This window comes from Pseudomonas qingdaonensis (genome assembly GCF_018398475.1).
Lineage (GTDB): Bacteria > Pseudomonadota > Gammaproteobacteria > Pseudomonadales > Pseudomonadaceae > Aquipseudomonas > Aquipseudomonas palmensis.
On sequence record NZ_CP074676.1, the window covers coordinates 253,173 to 270,858 of the forward strand.

Annotated in this window: 18 protein-coding genes; 3 read left to right on the top strand and 15 right to left on the bottom strand. The window is 67.1% G+C overall.

Features of this window, described 5'->3' with window-relative positions:
- Positions 1–298: 298 nt before the first annotated feature.
- From KH389_RS01175 to KH389_RS01185, 3 genes are all read right to left on the bottom strand, one after another.
- Positions 299–2,635: an FdhF/YdeP family oxidoreductase gene (locus tag KH389_RS01175; RefSeq protein ID WP_054915919.1), complete on the bottom strand. Its 2,337-nt coding sequence runs from the start codon at positions 2,633–2,635 to the stop codon at positions 299–301.
- On the bottom strand, positions 2,632–3,468 hold the full coding sequence (fdhD, locus tag KH389_RS01180; protein ID WP_054915920.1) for a formate dehydrogenase accessory sulfurtransferase FdhD: 837 nt from the start codon (positions 3,466–3,468) through the stop codon (positions 2,632–2,634). The genes KH389_RS01175 and fdhD overlap by 4 nt, the downstream gene beginning before the upstream one ends.
- A 94-nt stretch (positions 3,469–3,562) precedes the next feature.
- Positions 3,563–4,450, bottom strand: a complete 888-nt coding sequence (locus KH389_RS01185) for a LysR family transcriptional regulator (protein WP_054915921.1) — start codon at positions 4,448–4,450, stop codon at positions 3,563–3,565.
- Positions 4,451–4,534: 84 nt separating this feature from the next.
- Between KH389_RS01185 and lysM the strand changes: the two genes are divergently transcribed.
- Positions 4,535–4,975: a peptidoglycan-binding protein LysM gene (lysM, locus tag KH389_RS01190; protein WP_058541679.1), complete on the top strand. Its 441-nt coding sequence runs from the start codon at positions 4,535–4,537 to the stop codon at positions 4,973–4,975.
- 83 nt (positions 4,976–5,058) lie between these two features.
- Here lysM and yrfG read toward each other — a convergent pair whose 3' ends face one another.
- Complete coding sequence (gene yrfG, locus KH389_RS01195; protein ID WP_213606709.1) at positions 5,059–5,721, bottom strand: GMP/IMP nucleotidase; 663 nt, start codon at positions 5,719–5,721, stop codon at positions 5,059–5,061.
- Between the two features lie 73 nt (positions 5,722–5,794).
- On the opposite strand from yrfG, the gene nudE reads away from it, so the two are divergent.
- Positions 5,795–6,361, top strand: a complete 567-nt coding sequence (nudE, locus tag KH389_RS01200; RefSeq protein WP_043861645.1) for an ADP compounds hydrolase NudE — start codon at positions 5,795–5,797, stop codon at positions 6,359–6,361.
- A complete protein-coding gene (gene cysQ, locus KH389_RS01205; protein WP_100632954.1) occupies positions 6,358–7,185 on the top strand; it encodes a 3'(2'),5'-bisphosphate nucleotidase CysQ in 828 nt (275 codons plus the stop codon). Before nudE ends, cysQ begins: the two co-directional genes overlap by 4 nt.
- Here cysQ and KH389_RS01210 read toward each other — a convergent pair.
- From KH389_RS01210 to KH389_RS01260, 11 genes are all read right to left on the bottom strand, one after another.
- The gene (locus KH389_RS01210; RefSeq protein WP_213606711.1) at positions 7,174–7,626 is read right to left on the bottom strand and encodes a YiiD C-terminal domain-containing protein; all 453 of its coding nucleotides are present in this window, start codon (positions 7,624–7,626) and stop codon (positions 7,174–7,176) included. The two genes, cysQ and KH389_RS01210, sit on opposite strands and share 12 nt — an antisense overlap.
- Entirely contained in the window at positions 7,626–9,038 is a 1,413-nt protein-coding gene (locus KH389_RS01215) for a sigma-54-dependent transcriptional regulator (protein ID WP_043861648.1), read from the bottom strand. Before KH389_RS01215 ends, KH389_RS01210 begins: the two co-directional genes overlap by 1 nt.
- Positions 9,035–10,849: a sensor histidine kinase gene (locus tag KH389_RS01220; RefSeq protein WP_081315192.1), complete on the bottom strand. Its 1,815-nt coding sequence runs from the start codon at positions 10,847–10,849 to the stop codon at positions 9,035–9,037. The genes KH389_RS01215 and KH389_RS01220 overlap by 4 nt, the downstream gene beginning before the upstream one ends.
- 144 nt (positions 10,850–10,993) lie before the next feature.
- Entirely contained in the window at positions 10,994–11,854 is an 861-nt protein-coding gene (gene rfbD / locus KH389_RS01225) for a dTDP-4-dehydrorhamnose reductase (RefSeq protein ID WP_213606713.1), read from the bottom strand.
- The gene (gene rfbC, locus KH389_RS01230) at positions 11,851–12,396 is read right to left on the bottom strand and encodes a dTDP-4-dehydrorhamnose 3,5-epimerase (protein WP_043861650.1); all 546 of its coding nucleotides are present in this window, start codon (positions 12,394–12,396) and stop codon (positions 11,851–11,853) included. Before rfbC ends, rfbD begins: the two co-directional genes overlap by 4 nt.
- Positions 12,387–13,268: a glucose-1-phosphate thymidylyltransferase RfbA gene (gene rfbA / locus KH389_RS01235; protein ID WP_054915924.1), complete on the bottom strand. Its 882-nt coding sequence runs from the start codon at positions 13,266–13,268 to the stop codon at positions 12,387–12,389. The genes rfbC and rfbA overlap by 10 nt, the downstream gene beginning before the upstream one ends.
- A complete protein-coding gene (rfbB, locus tag KH389_RS01240; protein WP_043861652.1) occupies positions 13,265–14,347 on the bottom strand; it encodes a dTDP-glucose 4,6-dehydratase in 1,083 nt (360 codons plus the stop codon). Before rfbB ends, rfbA begins: the two co-directional genes overlap by 4 nt.
- A 124-nt stretch (positions 14,348–14,471) precedes the next feature.
- Positions 14,472–15,149: a metallophosphoesterase family protein gene (locus tag KH389_RS01245; RefSeq protein WP_043861653.1), complete on the bottom strand. Its 678-nt coding sequence runs from the start codon at positions 15,147–15,149 to the stop codon at positions 14,472–14,474.
- Positions 15,130–16,107 (bottom strand): ATP-grasp domain-containing protein, encoded by a 978-nt coding sequence (locus tag KH389_RS01250; RefSeq protein ID WP_054915926.1) that lies wholly within the window; start codon positions 16,105–16,107, stop codon positions 15,130–15,132. Before KH389_RS01250 ends, KH389_RS01245 begins: the two co-directional genes overlap by 20 nt.
- Positions 16,104–16,988, bottom strand: coding sequence for an NAD-dependent epimerase/dehydratase family protein (locus KH389_RS01255; protein WP_161493043.1), 885 nt, complete (start codon positions 16,986–16,988; stop codon positions 16,104–16,106). Before KH389_RS01255 ends, KH389_RS01250 begins: the two co-directional genes overlap by 4 nt.
- Positions 16,985–17,674 carry a WbqC family protein gene (locus KH389_RS01260; RefSeq protein WP_078481593.1) on the bottom strand — a complete coding sequence of 230 codons (690 nt, stop codon included), beginning with the start codon at positions 17,672–17,674 and terminating at the stop codon, positions 16,985–16,987. The genes KH389_RS01255 and KH389_RS01260 overlap by 4 nt, the downstream gene beginning before the upstream one ends.
- Positions 17,675–17,686 lie beyond the last annotated feature (12 nt).

Genomic DNA, 17,686 nt, shown 5'->3' on the forward strand with positions numbered 1-17,686 from the left:
GCCTCAAAGGGATGACGAGGCGATCCTGAGGCTCTGCAACACGCGCTGGCAACGCAAATCCGACGATTGGCACGACGTGTATACAATTTTATAAGTTACTGTTTTTACAGTGAAACTTAATGCGTTTTTGCGGGTCTGAGCTTACTTGGGACGAAGGCCCTGGCAGTGATGCCAGGGCCTTTTTCTTGCCTGCAGTTATGCGCTGAACGCACTGGCCTCTTCGCTGGCAAGCCAGCTCCCACAGCGTTCTGCATGCGCCGCAAGACCCTGTGGGAGCCGGCGTTGCCGGCGAAGGGGCCTAGATGATCCTGGCCGTGGCGCTGGCCGCCTCGATCCTGATCGCCACGAACTTCGACGTCGGCGTATGGCTGCCATCGCCCACGCTTTCCAGCGGCACCAGCGGGTTCACCTCGGGGTAGTACGCTGCCGCCTGCCCCGCCGGAATGTCGAACGCCAGCAAGGTGAAGCCCTTGACCCGGCGCTCGCGGCCATCGCCCCACAACGACACGATATCGGCCTTGTCACCGGGGTTGAAACCCAGCCGGATGATATCCGCCTCGTTGGCGAACAGCACGTCGCGCTGCCCCTTGACCCCACGGTAACGGTCATCCAACCCGTAGATGGTGGTGTTGTACTGATCGTGGGAACGCATCGACTGCATGATCAGGTCCGGCACCTGGCCGCTAGCGCGCACGCTCTCGTGCAGCAGGTCGTCGGGCAACGCATTGGCCTTGAAGTTGGCCCGCCCGCTGGGTGTCTTCCACTGGCGCTGGCCGGCGCTGTTGCCCAGGTAGAAGCCACCGGGGTGCTGCAGGCGCTGGTTGAACCCCTCGAACCCTGGAATGGTGTCGGCGATCAGTTCGCGAATGCGCCCATAGTCGGCCACCAGCCAGTGCCAGTCCACCGGTTTGCTGCCCAGGGTGGCGGCAGCGATTCCGGCGATCACCGCCGGCTCCGAGCGCATCTGGCGCGACAGCGGTTTGAGCTGGCCGTTGGAGGCATGCACCATGCTGAACGAGTCCTCCACTGTCACTGCCTGCGGGCCTTCGCCCTGCAGGTCGATATCGGTACGTCCCAGGCACGGCAGAATCAGCGCCTGCTGCCCGTGGATCAGGTGGCTGCGGTTGAGCTTGGTGCTGATCTGCACCGTCAGCTCGCAGTTGCGCAGCGCCTGTGCAGTGCGTTCGGTGTCGGGGGTGGCCTGGGCGAAGTTGCCGCCCAGCCCGATGAACACCCGCGCCTTGCCATCGAGCATGGCGCGAATCGCCTCCACCGTGTTGTGGCCGTTGTGGCGCGGCACGGCAAAGCCGAAGCGGCGCTCCAGTGCATCCAGCAGCGCCACCGGCGGGCGTTCGTTGATGCCCATGGTACGGTCGCCCTGCACGTTGCTGTGGCCGCGCACGGGGCATAGCCCGGCCCCTGGCACCCCAAGGTTGCCGCGCAGCAGCATCAGGTTGGCGATTTCCTGGATGGTCGGCACCGAGTGACGGTGCTGGGTGATGCCCATGGCCCAGCACATGATGACTTTTTCGGCCCGCGCATACATGCGTGCGGCCTGCTCGATATCGGCCAGGCCCAGGCCCGACTGTTGCACGATCTGCTCCCAGCTGCTGGCCTCAACCACTTCAAGGTAGGCCTCCACGGCCGCAGTGTGCTCGGCGATGAAGGCATGGTCGAACACCGCTGGCGCACCTGTTGCCTGCGCCTCGCGCTCCCACTGCAGGAGGAACTTGGCCATGCCGCGCAGCAGCGCCATGTCGCCGCCCAGGGCGGGGCGAAAATAGGCGGTGTTGGTCGGACGATCACCGTTGGTGAGCATCTCCAGCGGGTGCTGCGGGTGCTGGAAGCGCTCCAGGCCGCGCTCCTTGAGCGGGTTCACGCACACCACCTGGGCACCGCGCTTGACCGCCTCGCGCAGCGGTTCAAGCATGCGCGGGTGGTTGGTGCCAGGGTTCTGGCCCCACACGAAGATCGCGTCGGCGTGCTCGAAATCGTCGAAGGTCACCGTACCCTTGCCGACCCCGACGCTCTGGCCCAGGGCCACGCCGCTGGCCTCGTGGCACATGTTCGAGCAGTCCGGGAAGTTGTTGGTGCCGTAGGCGCGCACGAACAGCTGGTACAGGTAGGCCGCCTCGTTGCTGGCCCGGCCCGAGGTATAGAACTCCGCCTGGTCGGGGCTGGTCAGGCCGTTGAGGTGGCGCGCGATCAGGGCGAAGGCGTTGTCCCAGCTGATCGGCTGGTAACGGTCGTTGGAGGGGTTGTACACCATCGGCTCGGTGAGCCGGCCCTGGTACTCCAGCCAGTAGTCGCTCTGGCCCAGCAGCGAGGTGACGCTGTGGCGGGCGAAGAAGGCCGCATCGACCCGGCGCTTGGTGGCCTCCCAGTTGACCGCCTTGGCGCCGTTCTCGCAGAACTTGACCATGCCGCTTTCCGGCGAGTCGCCCCAGGCGCAGCCCGGGCAGTCGAAGCCGCCGTTCTGGTTGGTCTTGAGCAGGGCGCGGATGTTCTTCAGCGCGTTGTCGCTGCCGATCCAGGCCTGCGCCACACTGCGCAGCGCGCCCCAGCCGCCGGCGGCGCCGTGGTAGGGCTTGTAGCGGGGGACCGGCTTCTGGTCGGCTTGATGATGCAGGCTCACGGGCGACTCTCCTGCGCCGGGCTGTAGACCCTTGGCGCACTGTGGTGCGGCAGGTGGATAAGGTTGAGCTGGTGGCGGCGCGCCCATTGCAGCGCCAGGCCGGTGGGCGCAGACAGGCTCACCAGGGTCTGGATGCCGGCGCGCAGCACCTTCTGGATCAGCTCCAGGCTGCAGCGGCTGGTGACTACTGCCAGGCCGCCGTCGAGGGCGATGTGCTGACGCACCAGGGCTCCGATCAGTTTGTCCAGGGCGTTGTGCCGGCCGATGTCTTCGCGGCCCAGCAGCAGTTCGCCCTGATCGTTCATGAACAGTGCCGCGTGCACCGCGCCGCAGTGCTGGCCCAGTGGCTGGAAGGCGCTGATGCGCTGGCGCAGGCCGTCCAGCCAGTGCGGCGGCGGCAGGGGCGCGCCGGGCAGCACCTGCAGATCGGGCAGCGCCTGCTCCACCGCCTCGACGCCACACAGGCCGCAGCCGCTGGTGCCGGCCAGTTGGCGGCGCTGGTTCTTGAGGTTCCAGAAGGCGCGGCTGGCTATCTGCACCTCGGCATGGATGGCCGAGCCGCTGGCCGTGAAGCTCACGTCATAGATGTCGTCGGGGGAGGCGATGATGCCGCTGCCGATGCTGAAACCGACGATGAAGTCGTGCAGATCGGTAGGGCTCACCAGCATCACCGCCTGGCTGATGCCGTTGTAGGCGATCGCCAGGGCCACCTCTTCGGCGAGGTCGGCGCCACCCTGGCTGTTGTCGTCAAGCTGGCGGTAGTCGTAGCGGTTGCTGGCAGCGGGCGCGGCCAGGGGCGTGGACGCCCCGCAGGCCGGGGGTTTGATGGTCATCGGCAGGTACCGGCAGGCAGGTCAGCCTTAAGCCTAGGCCTGCACTCGGGTATCGTCTAATCGCTACTGCCGATGCATTGATAGAGCGCGTCGATCACGCCGGGTCGAGCGACAGGCGGTACTCGGCGATGCAGGCCTCGGCCAGGGCCGAGCGCGGCGCGCTGCGGCGCATGATCAGCCCCAGGGGCGCCAGCGTGGTTGCCTGGTCTATCGGTTGCAGGCGCAGGTGCCCGGTGAGTGCTTCGAGCCCGGCGTTCAGCGGCATCACCGCGCAGCACAGGCCACCCTCCACCGCTTGCACCAGCTGATGAACGGCGTCGGTCTGCAACAGCAACTGCGGGGCCAGGCCGCGGGTATGGAAGGCGTGGTCGATGGACTGGCGAAAGTGCATGCCGGCGGTCAGCAGGCCTAGCGGCAGCTCGGCCACGGCCTCCCAGCTCAACGGCTGTTCGGCGAATGCGAAGTGACGTGGGTCGAACAGCAGGCCCATGCGTGTGTCGCCCAGGGGCAGGGCCTCGAAGCGCTCGCTGTCTAGACGCTCCAGGTACGACACGCCCAGGTCCAGGCGGTTGCTCGCCAGCTGGTCGAGAATCTGTTCGGAGCTCAACGCGCTCAGCTCGAAACGCAGCTCGGGGTGCTGGCGGTGCAGGCGCTGCAGTAGCGGCAGCGGGTCGAAGCTCGACAGCGGCACCACCCCCAGGCGCAACGTGCCGGCCAGGTGCCCGCGACAGGCGGCGGCCTCGGCGTACAGGCCGTCGTAGGCCGAGAGTACCGAGCGCGCCCAGGCCAGCACGCGCTCGCCCTGGGCGGTGAAGCCCTCGAAACGCTGGCCGCGGTTGACCAGCGGCAGGCCCAGTTCGCGCTCCAGGTTGCGCAGGCGCATCGACAGCGTGGGCTGGGTCACGTGGCAGCGCGCGGCGGCCTGGCCGAAGTGGCGGGTTTCATCCAGGGCGATGAGGAATTTGAGTTGTTTGATATCCATCGTCGTTCCGGGGCATTGGCAGGCGAAGCATTCTATCTTGTCCTAGACTGCCTGCTCCGGTCATTGATACCTAAGGAGCACAGGATGAGCATTTTTAGTTTCGTGAAAGAAGCGGGTGAAAAACTGATCGACCTGCTCACCCCCGGCAACGCCAAGGCTGACGACCAGTTGAAGGAGCACGTGCAGAAGGTCGGCCTGGGCAACCCGAACATCCAGACCACCGTCGACGGCGACAAGGTCACGGTCAAGGGCGAGGTAGGCAGCCAGGAAGAGAAGGAGAAGATCCTGCTGGCGCTGGGCAACATTGCCGGCGTGGCGTCGGTGGACGACCAGCTCACCGTGACCGGCCCGGTCGTGGCGGCGGCGCGTTTCGTGGTGGTGAAGAAGGGCGACACGCTGAGTGCGATTTCGTTGGCGGTGTATGGCAATGCCAACCAGTACAACAAGATCTTCGAGGCCAACAAGCCGTTGCTGAGCCATCCCGACAAGATCTACCCGGGGCAGACGCTGCGTATTCCGGAGTAAGGCTCCAGCTTGGTGGTGCGGTCTTCGCCGGCAACGCCGGCTCCTACAGGTAAGGTGCCTTGTGTAGGAGCCGGCGAAGCGGCCTACAGCCCCAGCAACAAGTCCCGATAATCTTCCTGCGCCGCAAACTCCGCCGTATCCCGCGGCCCCTTGCGGCTGTCCGGCTGGCGCACTGCCAGCAGGTGCGCCACGCCAAAGTCGCGCGCGCTGCGCAGTATCGCCAGGGTGTCGTCGATGAACAGGCTGCGTGCCGGGTCGAACCCGGTATCCGCGTGCAATGCGCTCCAGAATTGCTGGTCTTCCTTGGGGAAGCCATAGTCATGGGAGCTGATCAGCCGCTCGAAATAGGGCGCCAGCGCCACCCGCTCCAGCTTCAACGACAACGAATCGCGATGGGCATTGGTGATCAGGATCACCCGTTTGCCGGCCTGGCGGATCGCCTGCAGAAAGGTGTCGGCGTCCGGGCGCAGCGCGATCAGGTCGGCCGTTTCCAGTTTCAGCTCGCGCACCGGCAGCTTCAGCTCGGCACTCCAGAAATCCAGGCAGTACCAGTTCAGCGAGCCGGCGTGGCGTTCGAACAGTGGCTGCATTTCCAGCTCGGCCATCGCACGGCTGATGCCATGCAGCTCGGCGTAGCGCTGGGGCAGGTGCTCCAACCAGAAGTGGTTGTCGTAGTGCAGGTCCAGCAGGGTGCCGTCCATATCCAGCAATACGCTATCGATGTCGTGCCAGGCCAGGGAGGGCATGTGAAATATTCTCGTTCGATCCAGACTCGGTGGACGGTATAGTACCCCGTTACCGCCAAGGAGCCGCCCCCTCATGCGCCAGAAACCCACTGTCCTCAGCCGCGAAATTGTTGCAAGCAGCCGCCTGTTCCGTGTCGAAGCGGTCGAGCTGCGCTTCAGCAACGGCACCGAACGTACCTATGAACGCCTGGTCGGGCGCGGCAACGGCTATGGCGCGGTGATGATCGTGGCGATGCTCGATGCCGAGCACGCGGTGCTGGTGGAGGAATACTGCGGCGGCACCGACGAATACGAGCTGTCGCTGCCCAAGGGCCTGATCGAGCCCGGTGAAGACGTGCTGGCGGCGGCCAACCGTGAACTCAAGGAAGAGGCCGGCTTCGGCGCCCGGCAGCTGGAACACCTGACCGAGCTGTCGTTGTCGCCCGGCTACATGAGCCAGAAGATCCAGGTGGTGCTGGCCACCGACCTGTTCGAAGAGCGCCTGGAGGGCGACGAGCCCGAGCCGATGCGTGTCGACAAGGTCAACCTGCGCGAGCTCTCGGCCCTGGCCCAGCATCCGCAGTTCTCCGAAGGGCGGGCGCTGGCGGCGCTGTACCTGGTGCGTGACCTGCTGACCCAGCGCGGCGTGTTCGGCGCATGAACGACCGCGAACTGATGCAGCAGGTGGTGCAGCTGACCCGACAGGCGGGCGCTGCCATCCTGCCGTTCTGGCGTGCGGACGTGGCCGTGCAGACCAAGCTCGATGCCTCGCCGGTGACCGCAGCCGATATCGCCGCCCACCACGTGATCGCCGCCGGCCTGCAGCGGCTGGCGCCCCATATCCCGGTGCTGTCCGAGGAAGACTGCGACATCGGCCTGGCCGAGCGCCAACAGTGGCAGCGCTGGTGGCTGGTGGACCCGCTGGACGGCACCAAGGAGTTCATCGCCGGCAGCGAAGAGTTCACCGTCAACATCGCCCTGGTCGAACAGGGTCGGGTGGTATTCGGCGTGGTCGGGGTGCCCACCACGGGGCGTTGCTACTACGGTGGCCAGGGCCTGGGCGCCTGGCACGAAGACCCGCACGCGCCGGCAGCGCCGATCAGCGTGCGTGCGGCGCCGCCTGCCGGCACCCCGTTCACCGTGGTCGCCAGCCGCCGCCACAGCAGCCCCGAGCAGGAGCGCCTGTTGGCCGGCCTGAGTGCGGCGGTGGGTGAGCTGGAGCTGACCTCCGTGGGCAGCTCGCTCAAGTTCTGTCTGCTCGCCGAAGGCGCCGCCGACTGCTACCCGCGCCTGGCGCCGACCTCGCAGTGGGACACCGCCGCCGCCCAGGGCGTGCTCGAAGGCGCCGGCGGCGAAGTGCTGGGCCTGGACGGCCAGCCGTTCGCCTACCCATCCCGCGAAAGCCTGCTCAATCCTTTCTTCCTTGCCCTGCCAGCCGCAGCGCCGTGGCGCGCCAGCCTGCTCGCGCTCGCCTCAGCGGTGTAGCACGTACTGCCCGCCGAACTGCACGGCGGGCGTTTCACTGCCTTCGTTGAACACCTGGGTGTGCAGGGTCAGGCGCGCGCGGCCGTAGCGCTGGTAGGTGGCCACGAAGCGCTCCCAGACCTTGGTCTCGGGCGCCGCGCACACCGCCACGCCGGCGCCGGTGACCGGCAGCGGGTAGCTGATCTGGCCTTCCTGGATGACGATATGCCCGTCGCCGATGCCCGCCTCGCGCAGGCGCAGGTGCAGCCAGCCCCAGCCTGCCAGCACGGCCGCGCAATACAGGCTGCCGCCGAACATGGTGCTCTTGTGGTTGACGTTGGCCGCCAGCGGCAATTGCAGGCGCAGCCGCTGGTGCTGCCAGTCGAGCACCTGCAGGCCCATCTCGCGGGTCAGCGGGATGTCGGCGTGCAGCACGTCCTGCAGGTAATGGCTCGGGTTCATCAGCGGTTGTCCTCGGTGTCGTCGGTGCCACTGGCATTGCTGTCGGCAAAGCTCAGGCCGTGTTTGCGCAGCTTGTCGTGCAGGGTCTTGCGCGGCACGCCGAGGGCTTCGGCCAGGCTGCGCATCGAGCTGTGCGGTCGGGTCAGTTCGGCGGCGATCAGCGAGCGTTCGAACTGCTCGACCTGGTCGCTGAGGTTGCCGCTGCCCGGCGCTGCCTGCGCCTGATCGACCGGGCCAGGGCTGTCGCCGTCCAGGGCCAGCTCCAGGCCCAGGGCGAAGCGCTCGGCGGCGTTCTGCAGCTCGCGCACGTTGCCCGGCCACGCATGGCGCAGCAGCGTCGCACGTTGCGCCGGTTGCAGCACGTGGGGGGGCAGGCCGTGGCGTTCGCTGGCGGCGTCGGCAAAGTGCTGGAACAGCATCAGCACATCGTCGCCGCGCTCGCGCAGGGGGGGGATGCGCAGCGGCGCGACGTTGAGGCGGTAATACAGGTCGGCGCGAAAGCGCCCCTGGTCGGCGGCCTGGCGCAGGTCTTCCTTGGTGGCGGCGATGATGCGGATATCCAGCGGGATCAGCTGGTTGCCGCCCAGGCGCTCGACCACCCGCTCCTGCAGCAGGCGCAGCAGCTTGACCTGTACATCCAGGCTCATGCTCTCGATTTCATCGAGAAACAGCGTGCCGCCATTGGCGAATTCGAACTTGCCGATGCGCCGCTTCTGCGCCCCGGTAAAGGCGCCGGGCTCGTGGCCGAACAGCTCGCTCTCGACCACCGATTCGGCCAGGGCACCGGCGTTGATCGCCACGAACGGGCCGTCGCGCCGGCTCGACAGGTCGTGCAGCGCGCGCGCCACCACCTCCTTGCCGGCGCCGGTCTCGCCCAGTATCAGCACATCGGCGCGGGTGCCGGCCAGCGCGCCGATCTGCTCGCGCAGCCGGGCCATCGGGGTCGACTGGCCCACCAGGCGCGTGCTCAGTTGCTGGCGGTCGCTCAGGGCCAGGCGCAGGCTGCGGTTGTCCAGCACCAGGCGGCGCAGCGCCAGGCCGCGGCGCACGCTGTCGAGCAGGGCGTCGCTGGCGAAGGGCTTTTCGAGAAAGTCGTAGGCCCCGGCGCGCATCGCCTGCACCGCCAGCGGCACGTCGCCGTGGCCGGTGATCAGCAGCACCGGCAGGTCCGGGTCCTGGGCATGCAGTTGTTCGAGCAGTTGCAGGCCGTCGATGCCGGGCATGCGGATATCGCTCACCACCACCCCGGGCCAGTCGCTTTCCAGGCGCGCGGCCAGGCCCTGGGCGTCGCTCAGGGGCAGCACGCGCAGGCCGGCGAGGTCCAGGGTCTGGCTCAGGGCCTGACGCAGGTGCGGGTCGTCATCGACCAGGACGACCTGGGTGCGGCTGTCGATCAGTGTGTCGGTCGTCATGCCGAGGAGTCCTCCGAGGTTTGAAGCGCGGCGCCGGGGGTGGCCACGCGCAGTTGCAGGGTCAGCAGCGCACCGCCTTCCGGGTGGTTGGCCAGCACCAGCTCACCGCCCAGCGCGTTGATCAGCGTATCGCAGATCGCCAGGCCCAGGCCCAGGCCCTGGGTGCGGGTCTTGGTGGTGAAGAACGGCTCGCGTGCGCGCAGCAGGGCCTGGCTGCTGAAGCCCGGGCCGTTGTCGCGAATGGTCAGGTAGACGCTGCCTTCGCGGCGTTCGGCACTTAGCCAGAGCTTGCGCGGGTTGGCCTTTTCGGTCAGTGCGTCGAGGGCGTTGGCCAGCAGGTTGCCCAGTACCTGGCGCAGGCGGGTTTCGCCGGCCTGCACCCACAGGGTGGCCTCGGGCAGGTCGCGCACCAGTTCCACCGCCATCGCCCGCCGCCGCTTGGCCAGCAGGGCCAGGGCGTCGTCCAGTGCCGGCTGCAGCGCCACGCTTTCCGGCGCATGCCGGTCACGCCGGGCGAAGGCGCGCAGGTGGGCGATGATCGAGGCCATGCGCCCGGTCAGTTCGCTGATCAGCTTGAGGTTGCTGCGCGCATCGTCGGTGCGCTGGTGGTCGAGCAGGATCTCGGCGTTCTCGGCGTAGCTGCGGATCGCCGCCAGCGGCTGGTTGAGCTCATGGCTGATGCTTGCCGACATGGTGCCCAGCACCGACAGCTTGCCGGCCTGCACCAGCTCGTCCTGGGCGCGCACCAGTTCCTGCTGGGCCTGCTCGCGCTCAAGCACTTCGGTCTTGAGGCGGCTGTTGAGGCCTTCGAGGGCGGCGGTGCGTTCGGCCACGCGCAGCTCCAGCTCCTGGCGGGCGCGGGCCTCGAAGTCGAGGCGGTCCATGTAGTTGCGCCGGCGCTGCATCACCAGCCCGAGCAGCAGCATCACCACCAGCAGGGTGGCGGCGCCGATGAACAGCACCGTGCTCACCGAGCGGTCGACCAGGGTGCGCGGGGCCAGGATGCTGACCTGCCAGCCGGTCTCGGGGATGGCCTGGGTCTGGGTCAGCCAGGCATCGGGGTTGAGCCTGAGGGGCTTGGGCGTGGTGGTGGGGTAGGGCTGGATCGCCACGATCGCGTCGCGCTCGGCCTCGCTGAGCGGGCGCGTGGCGCGAAAGCGCCAGTCGGGGCGCGAGGTGAGGATCACCACGCCGTTGTGGTCGGTCACCAGCAGTTGCTCGGGGGTCTTGCCCCACAGGGTTTCGGTGTGGTCCAGGTCGATCTTGGCTACCAGTACGCCGATCACCTGGTCGCCGTCACGCACTGCTGCGGCGAAGAAGTAGCCGCGCTTGGCCGAGGTGGTGCCCTGGCCGAAGAAACGCCCCAGCCGGCCCTGCATGGCTTCGCTGAAGTAGGGGCGGAACGAGAAGTTGCGCCCGGCAAAGTTGTCGTGCTTGTTCCAGTTGGAGGCCGCCAGGGTGTTGCCGTTGACGTCCATCAGGTACATCACCTCGGCGCCGGTCTGCGCGCAGATGTCGTCGAGCAGGCGGTTGGCGTTGGTCAGGGTCTCGAGGCGTATCGGGTCGGCCAGCACCGCACGCAATGCCGGCAGGTCACCGAGGATCTGCGGCAGGGTCTCGTAGCGGTGCAGGGTGCCCAGCAGGTTGGCCACGTACAGGTCCAGGGTCTGGCGGTTCTGGCTGGCCAGTTCCTCCTGGTAGTAGTGCTCGGCCAGACGTTGCAGCGGCCACAGCAGCGGCGCCAGGCACAGCGCCAGGAGGGCCAGGCTGCGCCAGCGCGGACGGCGGGGGAGGGTCGGGGTCATGGTCATCGCAAACCGGGCTTTGGTGGGGGGCCGCGTTGCAGCCCATCGCGGGTCAAGCCCGCTCCCACAAGGCCACTGATTATCCCGTGGGAGCGGGCTTGACCCGCGATGGGGTCGCAAAGGGCGCAGAAACGTTGGCCGCATTATGCGCTACTTCAGGCACTCGATCAGCGCTTGACGCCAGTCTGGCTGCTCCACCTGCCACTGCTGGCGCAGGCGGCTGCAGTTCAGGCGCGAGTTCAGTGGGCGCTGCGCCGGGGTCGGGTATTCGCTGGACGGGATCGGCAGCAGCTGCGCGCAGGGCCTGCCCTGAGCCTTCAGATGCTCGCCGATGGCCTGGGCGAAACCGAACCAGGAGGTCTGGCCCTGCGCGGTCATGTGGTAGGTGCCCCACGCACCCGCCTGCCCGGCCTGCCAGCGCTGGATCAACGCCAGGGTGCTGGCGGCCAGGCTACCGGCCCAGGTCGGTGCACCGATCTGGTCGGCGACCACGCGCAGCTGCGGTTTTTCCTGCAGCAGACGCTGCATGGTCAGCAGAAAATTGCGCCCGTGCAACGAGTACACCCAGCTGGTGCGCAGTGTCAGGTGCGCGCCGCCCACGGCATGGATGGCCTGCTCGCCAGCCAGCTTGCTGCGTCCGTACACGCTCAGGGGGTTGGGCGCGTCGTCTTCGGTGTAGGGCGTGGCCTTGCTGCCGTCGAACACGTAGTCGGTGGAGTAGTGCAGCAGCGGTACGCCCAGCCGTGCGGCCTCCTCGGCAAGTACGCCGGGTGCAGTGGCGTTGATGGCGAAGGCCAGCGCAGGTTCGTTTTCGGCCTGGTCGACGGCGGTATAGGCGGCGGCGTTCACCAGCAGGTCGGGGCTCAGCTCGCGTACTACCTGGCGGATGCGTTCGGGCTCGGCCAGGTCGAGCTGTTCGCGGCCCAGTACATGCACCTGGCCCAACCCGGCCAGGCGCTGCTGCAGGGCCTGGGCGAGCTGGCCATTGCGCCCGGTGATGAGGATTTTCATGGGAACAGGTCGGCGTCCTTGAGCAACTGGCCGACCTGATCCTTGGCCGACAGCTGCGGCGGTGCGTCCAGTTGCCAGTCGATGGCCAGCTGCGGGTCGTCCCAGCGAATGCAGCGCTCGGCGCTCGGGTTGTAGTAGTCGGTGGTCTTGTACAGGAACTCGGCGCTGTCGCTGAGCACCCGGAAACCGTGGGCAAACCCCTGGGGGATCCACACCTGCCGGTGGTTGGCGGCCGACAGGTGTACCGCCACCCATTGCCCGAAGGTCGGCGAGCTGCGGCGGATATCCACCGCCACGTCCAGCACCTCGCCCTGGGTCACGCGCACCAGCTTGCCCTGGGGGTTGTGCACCTGATAGTGCAGGCCGCGCAGCACGCCGCGCAGCGAGCGCGAATGATTGTCCTGCACGAACTGTGCATCGATGCCGGTTGCGGCCCTGAAGGCCTGGGCGTTGAAGCTCTCGTAGAAGAACCCGCGGTCATCGCCGAACACCCTGGGTTCGAGGATCAGCACGTCCGGTAGCGCGGTGGCGATCACTTCCATTGCTGGTCTCCGGTCAGGCCGTACAGGTACTGGCCGTAGCCGGTCTTGCCGAAGGCCTTGGCCCGCTCCAGCAGACGCTCCTGGCAGATCCAGCCCTGCTGGAAGGCGATCTCTTCAAGGCAGGCGACCTTCAGGCCCTGGCGATGCTCGATGGTCTGCACGTACTGCGAGGCCTCCAGCAGGCTGTCGTGGGTGCCGGTGTCGAGCCAGGCGAAGCCACGCCCGAAGCGCTCCACGCGCAGGTCGCCACGGCGCAGGTAGGCATTGTTGACATCGGTGATCTCAAGCTCCCCACGCGGCGAAGGCTTGATGTCGCGGGCGATGCGCACCACGTCGTTGTCGTAGAAGTACAGGCCGGTGACCGCGTAGCTGGACCTGGGCTGCGCGGGCTTTTCTTCGATCGACAGGGCGTTGCCTGCCGCGTCGAACTCGATCACGCCGAAACGCTCCGGGTCCTTGACCCAGTAGCCGAACACCGTTGCGCCGCTGGAGTGGGCGGCGGCGCGCAGCAGTTGCTCGGTGAAACGCTGGCCGTGGAACACGTTGTCGCCCAGGATCAGGCACACCGAGTCGTCACCGATGAACGATTCGCCGATCAGGAACGCCTGGGCCAGGCCGTCGGGCGAGGGCTGCTCTGCATACTCGAAGTGCACCCCGAACTGGCTGCCGTCGCCCAGCAGCTGACGAAAGTGTGGCAGGTCGTGAGGGGTGGAGATGATCAGGATCTCGCGGATGCCGGCCAGCATCAGCACCGAGATCGGGTAGTAGATCATCGGCTTGTCGTATACCGGCAGCAGCTGTTTGGAAATGCCCAGGGTGATGGGGTGCAGGCGCGTGCCGGAGCCGCCTGCCAGTACGATGCCTTTGGTCATGCAATCAGGTCCTTGAAATCGCTGTTGCCCAGGCGCTGGCCCTGGTAGCTGCCGTCCTGCACATGGCGGCACCATTCCAGGTTATCCAGATACCACTGCACGGTCTTGCGCAGGCCGGTGGCGAAGGTTTCTTCAGGGCGCCAGCCCAGCTCGCGCTCGATCTTGCCGGCGTCGATGGCGTAGCGCAGGTCGTGGCCGGGGCGGTCCTGCACGAAGGTGATCAGGTCGGCATAGCGCGCCACGCCCGCCGGGTGTGCGGGGGCCAGCTCTTCAAGCAGTGCGCAGATGGCGTGCACCACCTCGAGGTTGGTCTGCTCGTTGTGCCCGCCGATGTTGTAGGTCTGGCCCACCTCACCTGCGGTGACCACCTTGAGCAGGGCGCGGGCATGGTCCTCGACGAACAGCCAGTCGCGCACCTGCTGGCCGTTGCCGTACACCGGCAGCGGCTTGCCCGCCAGGGCGTTGAGGATCACCAGCGGGATGAGTTTTTCCGGGAAGTGGTACGGCCCGTAGTTGTTCGAGCAGTTGGTCAGCAGCACCGGCAGCCCGTAGGTGCGCTGCCAGGCGCGCACCAGGTGGTCGGACGCGGCCTTGCTCGCCGAGTAGGGCGAACTGGGTGCGTAGGGGGTGGTTTCGGTGAACAGGTCGTCGACCCCATGCAGGTCGCCATACACCTCGTCGGTGGACACGTGATGGAAGCGAAACGCCTCGCGCTCGGCGGCCGGCAGCGTGCCCCAATAGGCGCGGGTGGCTTCGAGCAGGCTGTAGGTGCCGACGATGTTGGTCTGGATGAACGCCGCTGGCCCGTCGATGGAGCGGTCGACATGCGACTCGGCTGCCAGGTGCATGATCGCCTGGGGCCGGAAGCGCTCCAGCACCGCGCTCACCGTGGCCTGGTCGACGATATCGGCCTGCACGAACTCGTAGCGGGTGTTGCTGGCGATGCTGTGCAGCGACTCCAGGTTGCCGGCGTAGGTCAGCTTGTCCAGGTTGAGCACGTGGTGGTCGGTGTGCTCGATCAGGTGGCGGACCAGCGCCGAACCGATGAAGCCGGCACCGCCGGTGATGAGTATGCGCATGTCGAATGGCCTTTGGTGCAGCGGGTGGTGTTCAGGTGGCTCGTAGCTTGTCGCCAGGCGCCGGCCGGTGCAAGGGCAACGCAGCGCTGGCCGACGTCAGGCTATCGGCCGAATGCCCGCGTAGTTAATAGTGGCTGATCCTGCCGCCGATCTGCGCGCCGAGGGGCAGGTTGTCGGAAAAGTACGCGGTGAACCCGGCGTCGCTCATCGCCTGCTGCATGCGCGGGATGTCGTAGGCCACACGGTGCAGGGTGAACTGGCCGGCGTGCCAGGTGGCGAAGGCCGCACGCGGGTCGCCGTCGCGTGGCTGGCCGACCGAGCCGGGGTTGCAGTAGACCTTGCCGCGGCCCTGCCAGAGCATCTGCACATGGGTGTGGCCCGAGGCGAAGTGCGTGCCGGGCAGCGCCTCGAAATACGCCTGCGAGGGGCGCAGGTACTCTTCGATGGGGTCGTTCCAGCCGCCGTGCACCAGCTCGATGCCGTGTTGCCGGCCGCGTGCGGGCAATGCCGCGAGCCATGCCGCGTTGGCGGCCGTGAGGATGCCCTTCTGGTAGTCCAGGCAGGCGTTGGCACTGTTGGAGCGTGGGCAGGGCGTGTTGCTCGACAGGTACCAGTCGTGGTTGCCCATCAGGCTGAAGATGCCGCGTTCGCGCAGCGCGTCGCAGCACTCGTTGATCTGGCAGTAGTACCCGGCCGTGTCGCCCAGGCAGATGATCTGCGACACGCCCAGGCGCTCCAGCTCGTCGAGCACCGCCGAGAGTGCGACGAAGTTGCCGTGGATATCAGAAATGATCCCGATCATGGACCACGAGCTCCTCGATGTAGCGCACCGCGAACCCCGGTCGGATCTCGGGGGTGGGGGGCGCCTTGCGGTTCAGGAAGAAGTCCAGGCACATGGCCGCCTCGTTGTAGCCGAAGGCCCGGCGCATGGAGCTGGTGGAGGAGATACGCGGGTTGATCTCCAGCAGTTTCCAGCTGCCGTCGGCATCGCGGCGAAACTGCAGGTTGGTCGGGCCCACGGGCCTGAAGTGTGCACACAGGCGCGCCACCACTTCATCCAGCGAAGCCTCCTGGCGCACCCAGGCCTTGGCGGTGGAACCGTCGGCGGCCAGCTTGCGCTGCAGGGTGATCGACCCGAAGCTGCCGCCTTCGCCATCGCCGAACACCGCCACGGTGAACTCCTGCTCGGCGCTGCCGATGATCGGTTGGGCCATCAGCACCTCGCCCAGCAGGTGCGCATGGGGTTCGAAGTCGCTGGCGCTTTGTACCCACACCAGGCCCTTGGAGGCATAACTGCGACGTGGCTTGAGCAGGAAGGGCAGGCCCAGGGTCCGGACCAGCTCGGCGAAACTGCCCGACAGGTAGCTGGGGATTCGCGCCGGCTCGTCGGCGGCGGCCAGCGCCTGGTCCATCGCCCACTTGTCGCGGGACAGATCGATCAGCGCTCGGCTGTTGAGCACCACGCCACAGCCCAGTTGCGCCACCTGTTCACGGTGGTCCGAGAACCAGTGCAGGTCCTGCTCGATGCCAGGTATCACCAGGTCGACCGCGTGCTGCCTGACCACCCGTTCGAGCCACGCCGGGTAGTCGGCGCTGGCGGTCAGGGGCGCCTGCGCGAAGGCGTCGCACCAGGCCCTGCCGGCAGCATCGTCGTAGATATCGGTGCCTACCAGCACCACGGCCGGGTCGCTGGCACGCAACGACTTGAGCAGGCCGTAGCCCATGATGGCGCCCACGCCGGTAACCATGACCGTGCTCATGCCGTGCGCTCCCGATGCTGTCGGATCATTTCGAAACCCTGGTGGATATTCACCTGCGGCATGAAGTCGATGGCGGCGTGCAACGCCGGGTCGAGCAGCTGCGCTGGCAGGTCGGGCACATCCGGCTTGTCGCGCAGAAAGCGCACCTGGCCCTGCTGGCCGAAGGCGGACAACGCGGCCTGGGCGATTTCGCTCAGTGCAGGGCTGTCGGGGTGGACACAGTTGAACAGCCCGGTGGTCGTGGTGGCGGCCACACGGGTGCAGATCTGCACCAGGTCGTCCAGGTGCAGGTAGTTGCGCCGCGCGTCGTTGTTGCCGAACAGGCTGATGTCGTTGCCGGCCTGGGCCTGGTCGGCGAAGGCATACAGCAGCGGCTGATGGGTGCGGCAGGCACCGGCGGCGTCATACACCTGGCTGGGGCGCAGGATGGTCAGGGCGATGCCGTGCGCGCTGCAGAACAGGCTGGCGAGCTCCTCGGAGTGGCGTTTGGACAGCGAGTAGATGCTGTAGTGAGGGTCGCCCGGGACGTGGCTGGCAAACACCGACGAAATCAGTATCAGGTGCCTGGCCTCGCTGCGTTGTGCCAGTTGGCAGGCGGCCAGCGTGCCGACCGCGTTGACCTGCTCGGCGCGGATCAGGTCGTCGATGCCGGGGCCGCCAAAGTCGGCGGCGGCCAGTACCACCACGTCGAACGGCGGCACGCTGGCGGGTACGCGGTCGGGCTGGCTCAGGTCGAAGAACACGTCGGCATCACGCCGCCCTGCGGTCTGCACCGGGCCCAGTTGCGCCAGGCCGTGGGCGATGGCCTGGCCGATCACGGAGGTGCTGCCGATGACCAGGCTGCCGAGAGGTGGACGTGGGGTGGAAATGTCGCGAGTCATCGTGGGGCATACCTCATGTAGTGCGCGGCGCGGGGCCCGCAGTTGAACAGCAGGTCGAGAATGCTGACCGCGTGACTGAATTCGCCCCATTGCTGTGGATAGGTCGGATAGCCGTCATAGTCGAACCAGCTGAGCTCGATGGCGCTGTCGGCGAACTGTTGTTCATCAAGGTAGTCCCTGGCTGCCGGCCCGGACACATAGTGCGTGGCTCCGGCCTGCTGGCACAGATCGACCAGACGTTCGGTCTTGCCTTCGCCCAGGGTGTAGTCCCACGAGCGGGTGATGCGCGTGGTGATGCCCAGGTAGTCGCACACGGCCTGTATCAGCAGCACGTTGAGCTCGCTCAGGTTGCGGTGCTGGCAGTCCAGGTACAGCGGTTGCAGCCATGCGGCCACTTCGTGCCAGCAAGGCGCCTTGGCGTAGTTGGCCACCAGGCTCTTCCAGTGCTTGGCCTGCCAGTTGCCCGGGGCCAGCTCGACGTCGCGGATGCGCCGGTTGATGTTCTGCCCGGTCGGGATGGTCAGCCACTCCAGGCCGTTGGGGGTCTTGATGCGGTTGCGGTTGCGCCAGTCGTTCTTGGTGTACTGCATGTCGTCGTAGACGATGAACTCGTCCACGGCCGCAATCAGGTCGAAGTACCCCTTCCAGGGAATGTAGTTGGATTGGAGGATGGCAACCTGCTTCAAGCGTCTGTCCCG

What these genes read in the sequence shown, in the direction of transcription:
- fdhD (WP_054915920.1), bottom strand. Translation starts at nt 3,468, where the DNA reads ATGACCATCAAACCCCCGGCCTGCGGGGCGTCCACGCCCCTGGCCGCG.
- KH389_RS01185 (WP_054915921.1), bottom strand. Translation starts at nt 4,450, where the DNA reads ATGGATATCAAACAACTCAAATTCCTCATCGCCCTGGATGAAACCCGC.
- lysM (WP_058541679.1), top strand. Translation starts at nt 4,535, where the DNA reads ATGAGCATTTTTAGTTTCGTGAAAGAAGCGGGTGAAAAACTGATCGAC.
- yrfG (WP_213606709.1), bottom strand. Translation starts at nt 5,721, where the DNA reads ATGCCCTCCCTGGCCTGGCACGACATCGATAGCGTATTGCTGGATATG.
- nudE (WP_043861645.1), top strand. Translation starts at nt 5,795, where the DNA reads ATGCGCCAGAAACCCACTGTCCTCAGCCGCGAAATTGTTGCAAGCAGC.
- cysQ (WP_100632954.1), top strand. Translation starts at nt 6,358, where the DNA reads ATGAACGACCGCGAACTGATGCAGCAGGTGGTGCAGCTGACCCGACAG.
- KH389_RS01210 (WP_213606711.1), bottom strand. Translation starts at nt 7,626, where the DNA reads ATGAACCCGAGCCATTACCTGCAGGACGTGCTGCACGCCGACATCCCG.
- KH389_RS01215 (WP_043861648.1), bottom strand. Translation starts at nt 9,038, where the DNA reads ATGACGACCGACACACTGATCGACAGCCGCACCCAGGTCGTCCTGGTC.
- KH389_RS01220 (WP_081315192.1), bottom strand. Translation starts at nt 10,849, where the DNA reads ATGACCATGACCCCGACCCTCCCCCGCCGTCCGCGCTGGCGCAGCCTG.
- rfbD (WP_213606713.1), bottom strand. Translation starts at nt 11,854, where the DNA reads ATGAAAATCCTCATCACCGGGCGCAATGGCCAGCTCGCCCAGGCCCTG.
- rfbC (WP_043861650.1), bottom strand. Translation starts at nt 12,396, where the DNA reads ATGGAAGTGATCGCCACCGCGCTACCGGACGTGCTGATCCTCGAACCC.
- rfbA (WP_054915924.1), bottom strand. Translation starts at nt 13,268, where the DNA reads ATGACCAAAGGCATCGTACTGGCAGGCGGCTCCGGCACGCGCCTGCAC.
- rfbB (WP_043861652.1), bottom strand. Translation starts at nt 14,347, where the DNA reads ATGCGCATACTCATCACCGGCGGTGCCGGCTTCATCGGTTCGGCGCTG.
- KH389_RS01245 (WP_043861653.1), bottom strand. Translation starts at nt 15,149, where the DNA reads ATGATCGGGATCATTTCTGATATCCACGGCAACTTCGTCGCACTCTCG.
- KH389_RS01250 (WP_054915926.1), bottom strand. Translation starts at nt 16,107, where the DNA reads ATGAGCACGGTCATGGTTACCGGCGTGGGCGCCATCATGGGCTACGGC.
- KH389_RS01255 (WP_161493043.1), bottom strand. Translation starts at nt 16,988, where the DNA reads ATGACTCGCGACATTTCCACCCCACGTCCACCTCTCGGCAGCCTGGTC.